Origin of the sequence: Streptomyces sp. NPDC020898 (assembly GCF_044333925.1) — a bacterium.
In the GTDB taxonomy this organism is placed as follows: domain Bacteria; phylum Actinomycetota; class Actinomycetes; order Streptomycetales; family Streptomycetaceae; genus Streptomyces.
The window spans coordinates 74469-90594 of the sequence record NZ_JBIRRV010000027.1; the positions used below are offsets into that span (position 1 = coordinate 74469).

Consider the following 16126-nt stretch of genomic DNA (forward strand, 5'->3'; position numbering starts at 1 on the left):
CCTGACCCTCTCGCGTCCTCCGCCCCCGCATCCCACCCGAACGACCTTCGTCCCGCACCTTGTAGCCCGTAACACACCGGCGCATGATGGAAGCGCTTTCTGTCGCGTTCCTGACAATGATCCGTGTCGATGCTCTGGGAGTGTGCCGATGTCCACGGGTGACGGTGTGAGCAGGCGGCGTGTGCTGCAAGGGGCCGCCGCGGGGGCGGGTGCGGTGTCCCTCCCGGCAAGTGGTGTGGCCTTGGCGGCACAGGTCGAGGCCACTGAGCGGCGGACTTTCAGCCTCAACCTCGACTGGCGGTTCATCAAGTCGAACGTCGCCGGTGCCGAACGGGTCGCGTTCGACGACTCCGGGTGGGCCGTGGTCGGCGTGCCGCACACCTACAACGACATGGACTCCTTCGACAACTGGATCGGCAGCTCGGGCGAGTCCTCGGTCGCCATGCAGCCGACCTGGTACCGCAAGCGCTTTCAGCTACCCGCCGAGCAGGCGGACCACAAGGTGATCCTGGAACTGGAAGGCATCCGCCAGGCGGCCACCGTCTACCTCAACGGCGTCCTGATCGGCACCTACGAGGCCGGCGTCACCCCCTTCGGCTTCGACCTCACCGGCAAAGTCCTGTTCGGCGGCGCCGACAACGTGCTCGCGATCTGCGCGGACAACACGAAATGGCGGCCCGAAACAGCCACCGGGATGCCCTTTCAGTGGGACACCCGCGACTTCAACCCGACCTTCGGCGGCCTCACCAGGAACGTCATCCTGCACGTCGTACCGAAGACCCACTTCACGCTCCCGCTCTACAGCAACCTGGGGACCACCGGCACCTACGTCCATCCGTCCGCCGTCAACGTCTCCGGCCACACCGCGACCATCAACGCCCAGGCGCAGGTCAGCAACGGGGAGGACCGGCCCCGGACGTTGTCGGTGGCCGCCGAAGTCCTTGACGAGCAGGGCGTGTTGACGGGCACGCTGCCGGCTTCGACGGTCACGTTGGCCGCCGGGACCAGCCATGTGTTCACGATCAGCAGCCGGATCAGCAGGTTGAACTTCTGGTCACCGTCGTACCCCGCCCTCTACACCGTGCGGCTGACCCTCGCGGAGGGGACGACGGTCGTGGACACGTACACGGTCCGCACCGGCTTCCGGAAGGCCGAGTTCCGCGGCGGGGCGAGCACCGGCGGCGTCTACATCAACGACAGGCAGATCTTCCTCACCGGCTACGCGCAGCGCGCCACCAACGAGTGGGCGGTACTCGGCGACGCCGTACCCGAGTGGCTGCGCGACCACGACGGGAAGCTCATCCGGGAGAGCAACGCCAACCTGATCCGCTGGATGCACCTCGCCGCGCAGCCCGCGAACATCCGGATGACCGACCGGTACGGGCTGGTGTCGGTCCAGCCCGCCGGGGACAAGGAGGCCGACGCCACCGGTGTGCAGTGGGACCAGCGGCTGGCGGCCATGCGGGACGTGATGATCTACTTCCGCAACAGCCCGAGCATCCTGTTCTGGGAGTCGGGCAACAACTGGCTGACCGCCGACCACCAGCAGCAGATGCGCGTTCTGAAACAGGCCTGGGACCCCCATGGCATGCGCGCGATCGGCTCCCGCGCCACCTCCGACAACTCCGCCTACGGCGGCACCGCGGCCGTCGACCAGTGCGAGTACATCGGCACGATGCTCAACCGCCACTACAGCGACTACGCCCGCGACCGCATGCCGCTCATCGAGTCCGAGTTCACCCGCGACGAGGCCCCCCGCCGGGTCTGGGACACGTCCACCCCACCGGACCACGGCTACGTCACCGGCCCGGACGTCACCTACCACTGGACCTCGGAGGACTTCGCCGCCACTGTCGCCGCGAGCTACCGCTACGAGTTCTGGAGCCAGCGCATCCAAGGTCCGGGCAACCAACGCTACTCCGGTGCGGCCGCCCTGACCTGGGCGGACTCCAACCAGCACGGCCGCCAGTACAACTGGGAGACGTGCCGGTTGTCCGGCCGCGTCGACTCGGTCCGCATCCCGAAGGAGACCTACTACACCCACCGCGTCATGCAGAGCCCCACCCCCGACCTGCACATCGTCGGCCACTGGACCTACCCGTCCGGCACGGTGAAGACGGTGTACGTGATGGCAGCGGGGGTCGCGCGAGTGGAACTGCTGGTCAACGGCAGGTCGGTGGGCACGTCGACCTCTCCGCAGTACGACTTCCTGCACTCGTTCACGAACGTCGCCTGGCAGTCCGGCACGATCACCGCCGTCGGCTACGACTCGGCGGGCACTGAGCTGACCCGCGCCCAGAAACAGACGACAGGTGCGGCGGTCGCCCTTCGCCTGACGGCGCACGTCTCACCCGTCGGTCTGAAGGCCGACGGCACCGACGTGGCGATGATCGACGTCGAGGCGGTGGACTCGGCGGGCCGCCGCGTACCGACCGACCAGGCCCGGGTCGACTTCACGGTCACCGGCCCGGCGAAACTGCTCGGCGGCCACAACCCGGGCATCCCTTACAGCGTGTTCCAGTCCTACGTCAGCACGGAAGCGGGCATCAACAGAGTCTTCGTACGCACGACGCGCACTGCCGGTGCGATCACCGTCCGCGCGACCCGCACCGGCCTGGCCACGGGCACCGTGACGGTCACGTCCACACCGGTCACGACGACGGGAGGACTGACGGAGCCCCCGCCGCTGTGAACCAGGCGGCGCCTAGGCTGCCCCGGACTCCCTCAGCCGGCGCAGCAGTTCGGGCAGGGCCGTGCCGATCGGTTCCCGTACGACCTCGTCGGCTCGGTCGTCGTACGGGGTCGGCTCGGCGTTGACGATGATCAGTTGTGCCCCGTGATCGGCGGCGACCCCCGCGAGGCCTGCCGCCGGCTGGACCTGGAGGCTGGTTCCGACGGCGATGAACACCTGGCAGGCCTTGGTGATGGCGAGGGCGTCGCCGAGGACGACCGGGTCGAGTCGCTGACCGAACATCACTGTCGCCGACTTGAGGATGCCGCCGCACTTCAGGCACGGCGGATCGTCCTCCCCGGCCTCGACCCGGGCGAGGGCGTCCTCCATGGGCCCGCGCGCATGGCACTTGGTGCACACGAACTCCCGTGCGGTGCCGTGCAGTTCGAGTACCTTGCGGGCCGGCATCCCGGCGAGCTGGTGCAGCCCGTCGACGTTCTGCGTGATCACCCGCACGGGCACCCCGGCCCGCTCCAGCTCGGCCACGGCCAGGTGCGCGGCGTTGGGCTCCGCCCGCAGGGTCCGGTTCGCACGCCGCATCTGCCAGGAACGGCGCCGGATCTCGGGGTCGCCCATGTAGTAGTCGTACGTCACGAGCTTCTCGGCCTCGGGATCGCGCCGCCACAGGCCGTTGGGGCCGCGATAGTCGGGGATGCCGGAGTCGGTCGAGATACCGGCACCGCTGAGGACGGCGACGAGGGGCCTGGTCATGGTGCCGAGGGTAGGTGCTGGGGTTCGGGGCGGCGAATGGTTAACCGCAGGTCGTCCCGTAGGCGGCCGTCCGTGGCAGGTCCGTCGAATCCGGTGTCCGAACACGTGCCCGGTGCTAGTGTCCGCGCATGGCAGCCAAGGTCTCAGTGTCCCTCGACGCCGCACTCGTCGTCGAGGTCATGGTGCTCGCGGGCGTCGGCAACCCCCAGGACGCCGTCGAACTCGTCGTCCGGGACTACATCGCGCGCGGCCACCGGACCGAGGCCCGGGTCGCCGAGCGCGACGACGCGTTCCGTGCGGCGGACGACGTGCAGCCGCGGGACGTTCAGGGCTGAACGCAGCCCGGGTCGCCCCTCAGGCCACCCGCTCCCCGTTCTCCAGTTCCGCCGTACCCCCGCCCTCCGCCAGGACATCGAGGCCGTGCAGGACCCGGCGGCCCAGGGAGCCCTGGAGATGCTCGGTGAGGTCCTCGCGCGGAACCAGCCGCCACGACAGCAGCTCCTCCTCCTGCAACCTGATCGACTTGAGCTCGTCCTCGTCGAGGACGCCACCGTCGTACAGGTACGCCACCAGCGGCGGGCGGCCCGCGCCGTGGACCCAGTCGACGGCGAGCAGGCGGCCGAGTTCCCGGTCCAGGCCGATCTCCTCGGCGGTCTCGCGGCGCGCCCCCTGACGTGGGGTCTCCCCCTCGTCCGACTCGATCGTGCCGCCCGGAAGCGTCCAGCCCTCCCGGTAGTTGGGCTCGACGAGCAGAACCCGCCCGTCGACGTCACGGAAGAGCGCGGCGGCGCCGGCGAGGACACGGGGCAGCCCCGCGATGTACGTGGCGAAGTCTTGGATGGTCACCCGCGAAGGGTAACCAGGCGGGAGGAGAGAAAGGCGCCCTCCGAGCTGCCGTCACACCTCCGGGTGTCCCAACCGTACGGTCCGCTCTGCCAGTGCACTGATCCGTACCCGGTCGAAGCCGAACACCGCGCTGCGCACCGTGTCCTCCAAGGGGTCCGTCCACTGGGTGGGGATCGCTTCCGCGCCGCACAGCACGCCGGCCACCGAGCCCGCCGTCGCGCCGTTCGAGTCGGTGTCCAGGCCGCCGCGGACGGTCAGGGCGATCGTGCGGGTGAAGTCGCCGTCGCCGTAGAGGAGTCCGGCGGTGAGGACGGCGGCATTGGGGACCGTGTGGATCCAGCCGAGCCCGGCGGTCTCCCCGGCGACCGTCGCGAGTGTGTCCTCCCAGGGCAGCCGGGTCTCGTGCAGCGACACCACGCGGCGTACCGTGCGGGCCAGCCGACTGCTCGCCGGGATCACCGTCAGCGCCGTGTCCAGCGCGTCCCGCACGGTGGGTGCCGTGAACGCCGCCGAGATCAGTGCCGCCGCGAACATCGCCCCGTACACGCCGTTGCCCGTGTGGGAGAGGACGGCGTCCCGACGGGCCAGGGAGGCGGCGCGGCGCGGGTCGTCCGGGCAGGTCCAGCCGTAGATGTCGGCGCGGATCAGGGCGCCGATCCACTCCTGGTACGGGTTGTCGTACGTGGCCGTCAGCGGGGGCCTAAGACCGTTCGCGAGGTTGCGGTAGGCGGCGCGTTCCGCCGTGAACGTCTGCCGGAACGGCAGCCGCAGCAGCCACAGCTCGCCGACCTGCTCGGTACTGAAGTCGAAACCGTGGGTCTCCAGCAGGTCCAGGCCGAGGATCGCGTAGTCGATGTCGTCGTCACGGCAGCTGCCATGGATCCGGCCGCGTACGCACTCACGCCACTCGGGGCGCAGTTCGAACTCGTCGTCCCTGCTTTCCGCCGGCGGCTCGGGCAGATAGTCGGTGAGCGGCAGGGCGCCGGTGTGCCGCAGATAGCGGTCGATGCGCTCGCGCGTCCAGTAGTCGCCCCGCTCGACCGGCTTGCCGAGCATGTTGCCCGCGATCCGGCCCAGCCAGCCTCCGAGGACGCGGTCGGCGAGTTCGGGCCCGGTGCCCACAGGGGTCATGTCTCCGGTCTACCACCTTGTGCCGTCGCGGGTGCCCTGGCTGTGAGCGGCGGGGAAGGCATGACGGGGCGCCCCTCCTGCGGTTAAGGTCGCAGCGGCGCGACTGCCCTGATGTGTACGGGGCCGGAAAGCAAGGGGAATGCAGGGTGGCGGACGCTGCGGGTAACACGAGTAACAGGGGCGGTGCGGGCGTGCGGAAGGCTCGGGTGCTGATCGCCGCCGACAAGTTCAAGGGGTCGCTGACGGCCGTACAGGTCGCGGAGCGGGTGACGGCCGGGCTGCGCAGGGCCGCGCCCGGTGTCGAGGTCGAGTCGCTGCCCGTGGCCGACGGTGGCGACGGCACCGTGGACGCCGCGGTCGCCGCGGGGTTCGAGCGGCGCGAGGTACGGGTCGCGGGGCCGCTGGGCAACGAGGTCACGGCCGCGTTCGCGCTGCGCGGCGATACCGCGGTGGTGGAGATGGCGGAGGCGAGCGGGCTCCAGCGGCTGCCCGCGGGCGTTTTCGCACCGCTCACGGCATCGACGTACGGCTCCGGCGAACTGCTGCGGGCCGCGCTGGACGCGGGTGCGCGCACGATCGTCTTCGGGGTCGGCGGCAGCGCCACCACCGACGGGGGCGCGGGCATGCTGTCAGCCCTCGGCGCGCGCTTCCTGGACACCGACGGCGAGCCGGTGGCACCCGGGGGCGGCGGCCTGGAGGCACTGGCCACGGCTGACCTCTCGGGCCTCGACACCCGCCTCGCGGACGTCGACTTCGTGCTGGCCAGCGACGTGGACAACCCGCTGACCGGGCCGAAGGGCGCCCCCGCGGTGTACGGCCCGCAGAAGGGCGCCTCCCCGGACGACGTGGCCGCCCTGGACGCGGCCCTCGCGCACTACGCCAAGATCCTGGAGGCGGCGATCGGCCCGAAGGCCGCCGGGCACGCCGCAGCGCCGGGCGCGGGTGCCGCGGGCGGTATCGGCTACGGGGCTTTGGTGCTCGGTGCCCGGTTCCGGCCCGGAATCGAGGTCATGCTCGACGTCCTGGGCTTCGCGGCCGCTCTGGACCGCGCCACGCTGGTGATCACCGGTGAGGGCTCCCTCGACGAGCAGACGCTGCACGGCAAGGCCCCGGCCGGCGTCGCCGCGGCGGCCCGGGCGGAGGGACGCGAGGTCGTCGCGGTCTGCGGACGCCTCGCCCTGCGCCCGGAGGCCCTGGGCCGGGCGGGCATCCGCCGCGCGTACCCCCTGACGGAGATCGAGCCGGACATCGCGCGGTGCATCGCCGACGCCGGGCCGCTCCTGGAGCGGGTCGCGGAGAACATCGGCCGGGACTTCCTGGTCTGAGCCCGGTACCGGACTCCGGTTTCACGCGCCCCCGGCAAGCCGTGCGCCCTCCTCCAGGACGCCCGTCGGTCCCGACAACCGGTAGGCGTCCAGGGCCAGCGTCATCTCGATCAGGTCACGCGGCCGGGCCAGTGACCTGGACGTCAGCTGTTCCAGCCGCCGCAGCCGGTTGAAGACCGTGTTGCGGTGGCAGTACAGACGGCCTGCCGCCCGTCCAGCCGACCCCTCGCAGGCCAGCCACACGTCCAGCGTCTCCAGCAGCACCGCCCGGTCGGCGGGCTCCAGACCGACGAGGGCGCCGAAGACGGACGAGACCAGCCGGTTCGCGAGTTCCGGCTGGCTCACCACCAGGGCCGTCGGCATCCGCTGATCCAGGCGTACGACCTCGTTCGCGTCCGGCGGGCAGGTGCGCAACGCCAGTTCGGCGAGCCGCCGGGCCCGCCCCAGCTCGGCCAGCCCCGGTACGACGGGACTGATCCCGCCCGCCCCCGAGCACCGCCCGCTCAGCGCCTGCGCCACCGCGTCGAGCCCCTGGTCGGGCCCCAGCAGCACGACCCCCACCTCCCGGTCGGCCCGCATCCGCCACACGAACCGGTACCCGGCGCCCCGCAAGGGCCGGTGAAACGCCTCCCTCGGGTCCCGCCGCTCCGCCCGCAGCACCACCACCGCGTACGAACCCCGCTCCGGCAGATCGAGCCCCGCCGCGGCCCGGGCGGCCAGCCCCGGCGACTCCTGACCGTCGAGCAGCGCGTCGAGCAAGGCCTGTAACTGCTCGTCCGTGCGCCGTCGTAACTCCATCTCGGTCGCCCGGTACGCCTCCGACGCCACCGCCGCCTGTGCGTCGACCGCAGCCCATACGAGGGTCGCCGACCGCATCAGCACGGCGAGCCGCTCCGGTTCCTGACCGCCGGTGCCCTCCAGCAGCGCGTCCCAGACCAGATAGCCCGCACTCCGGTACGCGTGCACCAGCAGCTCCAGCGGCAGTCCCTGCTGGGCCCGGCGCCGGCCCGCGTCCTCCGCGTACTCCAGGTCGCGGCGCGGTGAGCCGCGGGGCGCGGAGATCGTCTCGATGCCGATCCGCATCGCCTCCTCCGCCTCCCGCCAGTGCTGGTCGTACGGGAGGATCTGGCCGTAGACGGGAGAGTGCTCCGCCAGTTGCCGCACATGCTCGTCCACCAGCTCCGGCACCCGTTCCAGCAGCGCCGCGCAGGACTCCGCGAGCACCTTCCAGTCATGACCGGTACGCCTTCTACGGGGTCCCATGAGCGGAGGATGCCACCCTCCGGGCTCCTCCGGCAGGCCCCTGACACGCACTGTTGTGCGCGTGCACAACGGGCGGTGGAGTCCTCTGGTCACCGGCCACGTTTCAGCGGATTTTCGGCCGCGACCCGTGGACGGACGCCCGCCCCGGTGCTGGGCTGAGCGCCACACCGGACGGGTGTGCGGGAGGAGAGACACCATGGGCGGTGGCACAGGGGGCCCTGCGGGTCGTTCCCCGAGCGGTGCCGATCTCGTCGTGAAGGACCTGTCGGTCGGTTACGGGCCCGTACGCGCCCTGCGTCACGTGTCGCTGGAGGTCCCCGAGGCGGCCGTCGTGACGGTGCTGGGCGGCAACGGCGCCGGCAAGTCCACCCTGTTGCGCGCCATCAGCCGCACCCTCTCCTTCCAGGGCGGCGCGACGACCGGCGGCACGGTCACCCTCGGCGGACGCCGGATCGACGCTCTCGCCGCCGACCGGGTGGTGGCCGCCGGGGTGTCCCAAGTCCCGGAAGGACGACGGGTGTTCGCCCGGATGACCGTCGCCGACAATCTGCGCGCCGGGGCACTCGGCGCGAGCGGCGGACGCGCGGACCGGGCCGCCGCCCTGCGCCGCGTGCACGAACTGTTCCCCGTCCTCGCCGACCGCGCCCAGCAGCGCGCCGGGCTGCTCTCGGGCGGCGAGCAGCAGATGCTGGCCGTCGCACGCGCCCTCATGGCCGCTCCCCAGGTGCTGCTCCTCGACGAACCGTCGCTCGGTCTGGCCCCGCTGATGGCGGCGCGGATCGCCGACACGGTCCGCGAGATCAACGCCCAGGGCACCTCCGTCCTGCTCGTCGAACAGAACGCCGCCCTGGCGCTTCGCCTGGCCACCCAGGCATACGTCCTGGAGGTCGGCGAGGTCACCCTGTCCGGCCCCGCCGCCGAACTCGCCGCCTCGGACGAGGTGCGGCGGCGCTATCTGGGCGTGGTCGACGAGGACGCGGCGGCGGACGCGGCAGGGGCGACGGCTGGAGAAGGCACGCCCGGGGCGAACCACTCCATGCCGAGGTTGACCAGGTGGAAGGGTTGATCCACGTTGACCAGACCTGACGGGCCGGCGTCCACCATTGACGCCCCCTCCGTGCCCGCCCTCAATGTTGACCACCTCACCGTCCGCTTCGCCGGCATCGTCGCCCTCGACGACGTCACCTTCACGGTCCGCCCCGGCACCGTCCACGCCCTGATCGGACCCAACGGGGCGGGCAAGTCCACCTGCTTCAACGTCCTGTCCGGCGTCTACCGGGCCACCTCGGGCAGCGTCCGCTTCGGCGAGCACGAGCTGACCGGCATGCCCCCGCACCGCATCGCCGCGCTCGGTGTAGCCCGTATCTTCCAGAACCTCGCCCTGCCGCCCCACGCCACCGTCGAGGACAGCCTGCTGCTCGGCCGCCACCGGCTGACCAAGGCCGGCTTCGTCGCCGCCGGCCTGCGGCTGCCGTCGGCGACGCGCGAGGAACACCGGCACCGTGCGCGCGTGCGGGAGATCGCCGAGTTCGTCGGCCTGGAGGACCAGCTGCGACGCCCCGCCGGTTCCCTGCCCTACGGGCAGCAGAAGCTCGCCGAGCTCGCCCGCGCCCTGTGCATGGAGCCACAGCTGCTGCTCCTCGACGAACCGGTGGCCGGGATGACCGCCGACGAGCGGCGCCGGGTCGCGGCCGTCATCGCCGGTGTCCGCGACAGCCTCGGCATCTCGATCGTCCTGGTGGAGCACGACATGGGGGTGGTGATGAAACTCGCGGACACGGTCACGGTCCTCGACTTCGGCCGGCTGATCGCGGACGGGGCCCCCGCGGATGTACAGAACGACCCGGAGGTCGTACGGGCCTATCTCGGAGAGGAGGCCACACCGTGAGCACCTTCACCGAACTGCTTCTCAACGGCATCTCCATGGGCTCCGTCTACGCCCTCATCGCCCTCGGCTTCGTCGTGATCTTCCGGGCCACGGAAGTCGTCAACTTCGCGCACGCCTCGCTGCTTCTCGCCGGCGGCTACGTCACCGCCACCCTCCACGACGACATCGGCTTCTGGCCCGCGCTGCTGACGGGCATCGCCGGCGCCGCGGTCGTCGGCGCGGCCGTGGAGTTCCTGGTGATGCGCCGCTACCGGGGCAGCGACCACAGCGTGCTGGCCATCGTCACCATCGGCGTCGACATCCTGCTCACCACCGAAATCACCCGCCGCCTCGGTACGGACGTCCTGGCGCTCGGCGACCCCTGGGGCGACGCCGTCCTCAGCCTCGGCCCGATCTCGCTCGCGCACACCCGGATCGCCGCCTTCGTCGCCGCCGCGCTGCTCATCACGGCCTTCCTGCTCGCCTTCCGCTACACCACCTGGGGCGTGGCGATGCGCGCCGCCGCCGAGAGCCCGGAGACGGCCGCCCTCATGGGGGTCAGGCTGGGCCGGGTCTCGCTCGGGGCCTGGGCCGTCGCGGGCGGCCTTGCGGCCGTCGCCGCCCTGTTCCTCACCGTCTTCCCGACCCCGGGCCTCGAACGGGCCACCTCCCTCGCCGCGCTCAAGGCGTTCCCGGCCGCCATTCTCGGCGGCCTCGACTCCACGACCGGCGCCCTCGTCGGCGGCCTGGTCGTCGGCGTCACCGAGTCCCTGGCCACCGGTTACCAGAGCGAACTGACCTTCATGGGCCGCGGCCTCGGCGATCTCGCGCCCTATCTGGTCATGGTCGCGATCCTGCTCGTGCGGCCCGCCGGGCTGTTCGGCACGAAGGAGCTGGCCCGTGTCTGAGGCACCCGTGTCCGAGGCCCCCGCCCGTACGGACCCGCCGTCCCGCGCGCGGAGCGGCTTCCTCCGCCCGCCGTCGAACCCGCGTACGTACGTCGGTGCCGTGGGCGCCCTGCTGCTCCTGGTCCTCCCGTTCTACCTGGACCGCTTCTGGCTCCAGGCCGGCCTGTTCGCGATGGCCGCCGCGATCGGCGCCATCGGCCTCAACCTCCTCACCGGCGCCACCGGCCAGCTCTCCATGGGGCACGCCTTCTTCCTGGCGATCGGCGCGTACAGCTACTGCGTGTTCGCCGCGGAGGGGGGCGACGGGCTGACCGGGCTCGGGCTGCCGACCTGGCTCGCTGCCGTGCTGGCCACGCTCGTCGCGGGGGCCGCGGGCGGCCTGTTCAGCCCGATCGCCGGGCGCCTGACCGGCCCCTACCTCGGTATCGCCACCATCGCCCTGATCTTCATCGGCCAGCACGTCCTGTTCAACGCCCGCGAACTCACCGGCGGCTTCAACGGCCGTGACGTACCGCCGCTGAACCTCTTCGGCCTCACCTTCGACGAGAGCGAACTCCTCGTCGCGAACGTGCCGTTCGGGTCCGCGGAGAAACTCTGGTACGCCGGACTCGTCGTCCTGCTGGGCGGCGCGCTGTTCGCCCGTGGTGTGCTGCGCGGGCGGCCCGGGCGGGCCATGAACGCCATCCGCGACCACCGCATCGCCGCCGGGGTGATCGGCGTGCCCGTGGCCCGCTACCGGGCCGCCGTCTTCGTCCTGTCCTCGATGTACGCGGGGCTGGCCGGTGTCCTGCTCGCCCTCGTCTTCCAGCGGACGGTGCCGGACTACTTCGGCATCACCCTCTCGCTGGAGTACCTCGCCATGATCGTCATCGGCGGGCTCGGGTCGGTCTCCGGGGCGGTGGTCGGCGCGGTGTTCGTCTCGCTGCTGCCGCAGCTGCTGACCCGCTACAGCGACGCGCTGCCCCTGGTCTCCGCCCCGGGCACGGGCGGGATCGCACCGGGCGAGGCGTCCCGGTACCTGTACGGCGCCGCCATCGTGGCGGTGGTGCTCTTCCTGCCGGGCGGGCTGGTCAGGGTGGCCGCCCGGCGCCGCGTCGGACGCAATCCAGGGGAGGAACGATGACCAAGACAAACGCGGCCCGAGCTGCCGCGGGCGCGCTCGCCGTGCTGCTCGTGCTGGCCGGGTGCAGCTCCAAGGCCAAGGACGGCGACGGGGGCGACGACGGAACGGCCTCGGCGGGCGGCGTCAAGACCGATGTGGGCGTGTCCGCCAAGACGATCGAAGTGGGCGCGCTCACGGACATGACCGGTGTCTACGCGACCCTCGGCAAGAGCGTCACCCAGGCCCAGCAGCTGTACGTGAAGCAGCTGAACGCCGCCGGAGGCGTCTGTGGCCGCCAGGTGGCCCTCACCGTCCGCGACCACGGCTACGACCCGCAGAAGGCCGTGTCCGGCTACACGGAGCTGGAACCGAAGGTGCTGGGCTTCGCCCAGTTCATCGGCTCGCCGTTCGTCGCGGCCGTGAAAGCGCGCGTCGACGGCCAGGACAAGGTCGTCGTGCTGCCGCAGGCGTGGGCCGCCTCGCTGCTCGGCAGTCCGTACATACGCGTGATCGGATCCACGTACGACATTGAGACGATCAATGCGATCGACTTCTTGATCAATGAGAAGGGGATCAAGAAGGGCGACAAGATCGGTCATGTCTACTTCGAGGGGGACTACGGCGAGAGCGCCCTGGAAGGCGCCAAGTACATGGCGGAGCAGTCGGGCCTCACGATCGTCGAGCAGAAGATCAAGCCGACCGACAACGACATGACCGCCCAGGTCGCCGCGCTGAAGCAGGCGGGCGTCAAGGCGATCGTGATCAGCGCCGGCCCGCGCCAGGCCGCCTCACTGGTCGGCGTGGCCGCCGCCGGCGGCTTCGGCGTCCCGGTCATCGGCAACAACTCGGCCTTCGCCCCGCAGCTCCTCGCCACCCAGGCCGGCCCGGCCCTGTCGAAGAACTACTGGGTCGCCTCACCGTCCCTGCCCATCGGGGCCGACACCCCCGAAGCGAAGAAGCTCGTGGCCGACTACCAGGCCGCCTACCCCGGTGATTCGCTGGACAACGGAGTGGTGGGCGGCTGGTCGGCGGTCGCCGTCTTCGGCGAGGCACTGAAGAGGGCCTGCGCGAGCAAGGACCTCACGCGTGCCGGTGTGGACAAGGCCCTGCTGACGATCGACGCGTTCGACGTCGGCTTCGGCAGCCCGCAGAACTTCACCGACCCGAAGGCGCCGTCCTCCAAGGAGAGCGTGATCCTCCAGCCCGACAAGAGCGTGACGGGAGGCATGAAGGTCGTACGGGAGTCCGAGGCGTCGTCCGTCGCGGAGGGCTACTCGCCTGGCGCGTGACCCCCGCAGGACCGTGCAGACAACGCGTAGGGCCCCGAACCGGCAGGTTCGGGGCCCTACGTACATCACACCGCTACGACCGCTACGGCAGCTGTGCCGCCCGTGCCTCGCGCCGGTTGTCGCGGAAGTTGTTCACACGACGGGCCGTGGCGAAGAGCGGGATCACCGCGCCCAGGACGAGCTGCAGGGCGCAGCCGGTCTGGAGGAGGAGCTGGCCGCCGGGGGCGTCGAAGGCCCAGGCCGCCAGGAGGGCCATCCCGGAGACGATCCAGGAGACCATCGCGATCGCGAGCGGACCCCGCGGCTTCGGGTACTCGACCCGGCTCACCATCAGCCAGGCGGTGCCGACGATGGCCATGAGCGTGGCCACGAACGGCAGTTCCAGAAGCACGATCGAGACGACCGTCAGGGCACCGAAGGGACTCGGCATGCCCTGGAAGGTGCCGTCCTTGACCGTCACGCACGAGAATCTCGCGAGTCTCAGCACCACCGCGAGCAGGACGACGATCGCGCCGACCGCGGCCACCTTCTGGTACGCGTCGTCCGCGACCATGCCGTACACCAGGACGAAGTACGCCGGTGCGAGACCGAAGCTGATCAGGTCGGAGAGGTTGTCCAGCTCGGCGCCCATGGGGGAGGAGCGCAACTTGCGGGCGACCAGGCCGTCGAAGAGGTCGAAGACCGCCGCGCAGAGCATCAGGATCACCGCGGTCGCCGCGGAGTGACGGGCCATGCCCGACTCGTCACTGCCGGTGAGGTGCGGGATCAGGATGCCGGTGGTGGTGAAGTACACCGCCATGAAGCCGCAGGTGGCGTTGCCGAGGGTGAGGGTGTCCGCTATTGAGAGGCGGAGAGAAAGAGGCATCTCCTCCTCGTCGTCACCCACCTCGTCGGCCTCCGGCACCCACTGGGTCTCGGGATCAATCACGGTCAATGCGAGTCACCCCTGCCACCGTCTTCTGGCCGACCTCGACGTCGACCTCGACACCCTCGGGGAGGTAGATGTCGACGCGCGAGCCGAAGCGGATCAGGCCGATCCGGTCGCCCTGCTCGACCTTCGTGCCCTGCGGGACGTACGGGACGATGCGGCGAGCGACCGCACCGGCGATCTGGATCATCTCGATGTCACCGAGTTCGGTGTCGAAGTGCCAGACGACTCTCTCGTTGTTCTCGCTCTCCTTGTTGAACGCCGGAACGAACCCGCCGGGGATGTGCTCGACGGACGTCACCGAGCCGGAGAGGGGCGCGCGGTTGACGTGTACGTTGAGCGGGCTCATGAAGATCGCGACGCGGGTGCGGCCGTCCTTCCACGGCATGATGCTCTGCACCACGCCGTCGGCGGGAGAGATGACCCGGCCCTGGGTGATCTCGCGCTCGGGGTCACGGAAGAACCACAGCATGCCCGCCGCCAGTGCGGTGACGGGTACGGCCACGGCCTTGGCGGCGCCGGACTTGCGCGCGCGTACCAGGCTGAGGGCTGCGGTGGCGACGGTCGGGAGGAGCCACGGCGATGCTCCGCGCGCCAGGCGTACGCCTGCCAGGCTGTCGCGAGGTGCAGAGGTTTGGCTGTGGGGCATGGATGACCTTCGTAGCGGATGATGCCGCGCTGTATCAGGGGACGGCGGCTTTCCGGCGATCGTAGCGGCTCACAGCCACAACTGGGTAAGCCAGGAAGCCGAGTCGGCGGCTGAAGAGTGCTGACGGGGTGTGATCTTCTTCTCGAAGAAAACACCCCGAAGCGGACAATCAGCCCTGGAATTTGTACTCTTCGAGCAGCCTGCGCCCGATGATCATTTTCTGGATCTCGGCGGTACCTTCGCCGATCAGCAGCATCGGAGCCTCGCGGTAGAGGCGCTCGATCTCGTACTCCTTGGAGAAGCCGTAGCCGCCGTGGATCCGGAAAGCGTCCTCGACGACCTCTTTGCAGTACTCGGAGGCGAGGTACTTCGCCATCCCTGCTTCGAGGTCGTTTCGTTCACCGGAGTCCTTTTTGCGTGCCGCGTTCACCATCATCGCATGAGCGGCCTCGACCTTGGTAGCCATCTCGGCCAGCTTGAACTGAATCGCCTGGTGCTGGGCGATCGGCTTGCCGAAGGTGTGGCGCTGCTGGGCGTAGGAGACGCCCAGTTCGAAGGCACGCTGAGCGACCCCGCAGCCACGCGCCGCCACGTTGACGCGGCCCACCTCGACACCGTCCATCATTTGGTAAAAACCCCGGCCGGTGGCGCCCCCGAGCACGCGATTGGCCGGAATTCGCAGTCCGTCCATGATGAGTTCGGTGGTATCGACGCCCTTGTAGCCCATCTTGTCGATCTTGCCCGGGATGGTGAGCCCGGGCCGGACCTCACCGAAGCCCGCCTCCTTCTCGACCAGGAAGGTGGTCATCGACTTGTGGGGCGCCGTCCCCTCCGGGTGTCCTTCGTCACTTCGGACGAGTACGGCGACCAGAGTGGACGTTCCGCCGTTCGTCAGCCACATCTTCTGGCCGTTGAGGACGTACTCGTCGCCGTCCTGGACCGCCTTGGAGGTGATGGCCGACACGTCCGAGCCGAGCGCCGGCTCCGACATCGAGAACGCGCCGCGGACGTCGCCGGCCGCCATCCTCGGCAGGAAGTGGTCCTTCTGCTCCTGCGTGCCGTGCTGCTTGATCATGTACGCCACGATGAAGTGGGTGTTGATGATCCCGGACACCGACATCCAGCCGCGCGCGATCTCCTCGACACACAGCGCGTACGTCAGGAGCGACTCGCCCAGACCGCCGTACTCCTCGGGGATCATCAGGCCGAACAGGCCCAACTCCTTGAGACCGTCGACGATCTGCTGCGGATACTCGTCGCGGTGCTCCAGCTCGGTCGCGACCGGGATGATCTCCTTGTCCACGAAGTCCCGGACGGTGGACAGGATCTCCCGCTGGATGTCCGTCAGACCGGCGGTCTGGGCGAGTCGCGCCATG

15 protein-coding genes are annotated in these 16126 nt (G+C 70.4%); 8 read left to right on the plus strand and 7 right to left on the minus strand.

Annotation, left to right across the window (positions count from 1 at the left end; translation table 11 throughout):
* Positions 1–148: 148 nt before the first annotated feature.
* Positions 149–2692 (plus strand): DUF4982 domain-containing protein, encoded by a 2544-nt coding sequence (locus tag ACH4TV_RS44370; protein ID WP_398407119.1) that lies wholly within the window; start codon positions 149–151, stop codon positions 2690–2692.
* Between the two features lie 12 nt (positions 2693–2704).
* On the opposite strand, the gene ACH4TV_RS44375 is transcribed toward ACH4TV_RS44370, so the two are convergent.
* A complete protein-coding gene (locus ACH4TV_RS44375) occupies positions 2705–3442 on the minus strand; it encodes an SIR2 family NAD-dependent protein deacylase (protein ID WP_398407120.1) in 738 nt (245 codons plus the stop codon).
* A 128-nt stretch (positions 3443–3570) separates the two neighbouring features.
* Here ACH4TV_RS44375 and ACH4TV_RS44380 point away from each other — a divergent pair, with 128 nt between their 5' ends.
* Entirely contained in the window at positions 3571–3777 is a 207-nt protein-coding gene (locus tag ACH4TV_RS44380) for a DUF2191 domain-containing protein (RefSeq protein WP_398407121.1), read from the plus strand.
* A gap of 19 nt (positions 3778–3796) precedes the next feature.
* On the opposite strand, the gene ACH4TV_RS44385 is transcribed toward ACH4TV_RS44380, so the two are convergent.
* Both ACH4TV_RS44385 and ACH4TV_RS44390 read right to left on the minus strand, forming a co-directional pair.
* The gene (locus ACH4TV_RS44385) at positions 3797–4288 is read right to left on the minus strand and encodes an NUDIX domain-containing protein (RefSeq protein ID WP_398407122.1); all 492 of its coding nucleotides are present in this window, start codon (positions 4286–4288) and stop codon (positions 3797–3799) included.
* 51 nt (positions 4289–4339) lie between these two features.
* Positions 4340–5419 (minus strand): ADP-ribosylglycohydrolase family protein, encoded by a 1080-nt coding sequence (locus tag ACH4TV_RS44390; RefSeq protein WP_398407123.1) that lies wholly within the window; start codon positions 5417–5419, stop codon positions 4340–4342.
* 206 nt (positions 5420–5625) lie between these two features.
* Here ACH4TV_RS44390 and ACH4TV_RS44395 point away from each other — a divergent pair, with 206 nt between their 5' ends.
* On the plus strand, positions 5626–6744 hold the full coding sequence (locus tag ACH4TV_RS44395; RefSeq protein ID WP_398407143.1) for a glycerate kinase: 1119 nt from the start codon (positions 5626–5628) through the stop codon (positions 6742–6744).
* Between the two features lie 21 nt (positions 6745–6765).
* Here the strand turns inward: ACH4TV_RS44395 and ACH4TV_RS44400 are convergent, their stop codons facing one another.
* Complete coding sequence (locus ACH4TV_RS44400) at positions 6766–8007, minus strand: PucR family transcriptional regulator (protein ID WP_398407124.1); 1242 nt, start codon at positions 8005–8007, stop codon at positions 6766–6768.
* A 196-nt stretch (positions 8008–8203) separates the two neighbouring features.
* Here ACH4TV_RS44400 and ACH4TV_RS44405 point away from each other — a divergent pair, with 196 nt between their 5' ends.
* The 5 genes from ACH4TV_RS44405 to ACH4TV_RS44425 are packed head-to-tail and all read left to right on the plus strand — an operon-like array spanning position 8204 to position 13173.
* Positions 8204–9073, plus strand: coding sequence for an ABC transporter ATP-binding protein (locus ACH4TV_RS44405; protein WP_398407125.1), 870 nt, complete (start codon positions 8204–8206; stop codon positions 9071–9073).
* Positions 9074–9079: 6 nt separating this feature from the next.
* Positions 9080–9895, plus strand: a complete 816-nt coding sequence (locus ACH4TV_RS44410; protein WP_398407126.1) for an ABC transporter ATP-binding protein — start codon at positions 9080–9082, stop codon at positions 9893–9895.
* Positions 9892–10782: a branched-chain amino acid ABC transporter permease gene (locus tag ACH4TV_RS44415; RefSeq protein WP_398407127.1), complete on the plus strand. Its 891-nt coding sequence runs from the start codon at positions 9892–9894 to the stop codon at positions 10780–10782. The genes ACH4TV_RS44410 and ACH4TV_RS44415 overlap by 4 nt, the downstream gene beginning before the upstream one ends.
* Positions 10775–11905 (plus strand): branched-chain amino acid ABC transporter permease, encoded by a 1131-nt coding sequence (locus ACH4TV_RS44420; RefSeq protein ID WP_398407128.1) that lies wholly within the window; start codon positions 10775–10777, stop codon positions 11903–11905. Before ACH4TV_RS44415 ends, ACH4TV_RS44420 begins: the two co-directional genes overlap by 8 nt.
* Positions 11902–13173 (plus strand): ABC transporter substrate-binding protein, encoded by a 1272-nt coding sequence (locus tag ACH4TV_RS44425; protein WP_398407129.1) that lies wholly within the window; start codon positions 11902–11904, stop codon positions 13171–13173. Before ACH4TV_RS44420 ends, ACH4TV_RS44425 begins: the two co-directional genes overlap by 4 nt.
* An 82-nt stretch (positions 13174–13255) precedes the next feature.
* Here ACH4TV_RS44425 and pssA read toward each other — a convergent pair whose 3' ends face one another.
* The 3 genes from pssA to ACH4TV_RS44440 form a co-directional block, all read right to left on the minus strand.
* The gene (gene pssA / locus ACH4TV_RS44430; RefSeq protein ID WP_105970094.1) at positions 13256–14077 is read right to left on the minus strand and encodes a CDP-diacylglycerol--serine O-phosphatidyltransferase; all 822 of its coding nucleotides are present in this window, start codon (positions 14075–14077) and stop codon (positions 13256–13258) included.
* Positions 14078–14093: 16 nt separating this feature from the next.
* A complete protein-coding gene (locus ACH4TV_RS44435) occupies positions 14094–14750 on the minus strand; it encodes a phosphatidylserine decarboxylase (protein ID WP_398407130.1) in 657 nt (218 codons plus the stop codon).
* Between the two features lie 169 nt (positions 14751–14919).
* Complete coding sequence (locus tag ACH4TV_RS44440; protein WP_398407131.1) at positions 14920–16125, minus strand: acyl-CoA dehydrogenase family protein; 1206 nt, start codon at positions 16123–16125, stop codon at positions 14920–14922.
* Position 16126: the final 1 nt, after the last annotated feature.

Coding starts and splice junctions, on each gene's coding strand:
- ACH4TV_RS44370 (WP_398407119.1), top strand. CDS start 149: ATGTCCACGGGTGACGGTGTGAGCAGGCGGCGTGTGCTGCAAGGGGCC.
- ACH4TV_RS44375 (WP_398407120.1), bottom strand. CDS start 3,442: ATGACCAGGCCCCTCGTCGCCGTCCTCAGCGGTGCCGGTATCTCGACC.
- ACH4TV_RS44380 (WP_398407121.1), top strand. CDS start 3,571: ATGGCAGCCAAGGTCTCAGTGTCCCTCGACGCCGCACTCGTCGTCGAG.
- ACH4TV_RS44390 (WP_398407123.1), bottom strand. CDS start 5,419: ATGACCCCTGTGGGCACCGGGCCCGAACTCGCCGACCGCGTCCTCGGA.
- ACH4TV_RS44400 (WP_398407124.1), bottom strand. CDS start 8,007: ATGGGACCCCGTAGAAGGCGTACCGGTCATGACTGGAAGGTGCTCGCG.
- ACH4TV_RS44405 (WP_398407125.1), top strand. CDS start 8,204: ATGGGCGGTGGCACAGGGGGCCCTGCGGGTCGTTCCCCGAGCGGTGCC.
- ACH4TV_RS44425 (WP_398407129.1), top strand. CDS start 11,902: ATGACCAAGACAAACGCGGCCCGAGCTGCCGCGGGCGCGCTCGCCGTG.
- ACH4TV_RS44435 (WP_398407130.1), bottom strand. CDS start 14,750: ATGCCCCACAGCCAAACCTCTGCACCTCGCGACAGCCTGGCAGGCGTA.
- ACH4TV_RS44440 (WP_398407131.1), bottom strand. CDS start 16,125: ATGGCGCGACTCGCCCAGACCGCCGGTCTGACGGACATCCAGCGGGAG.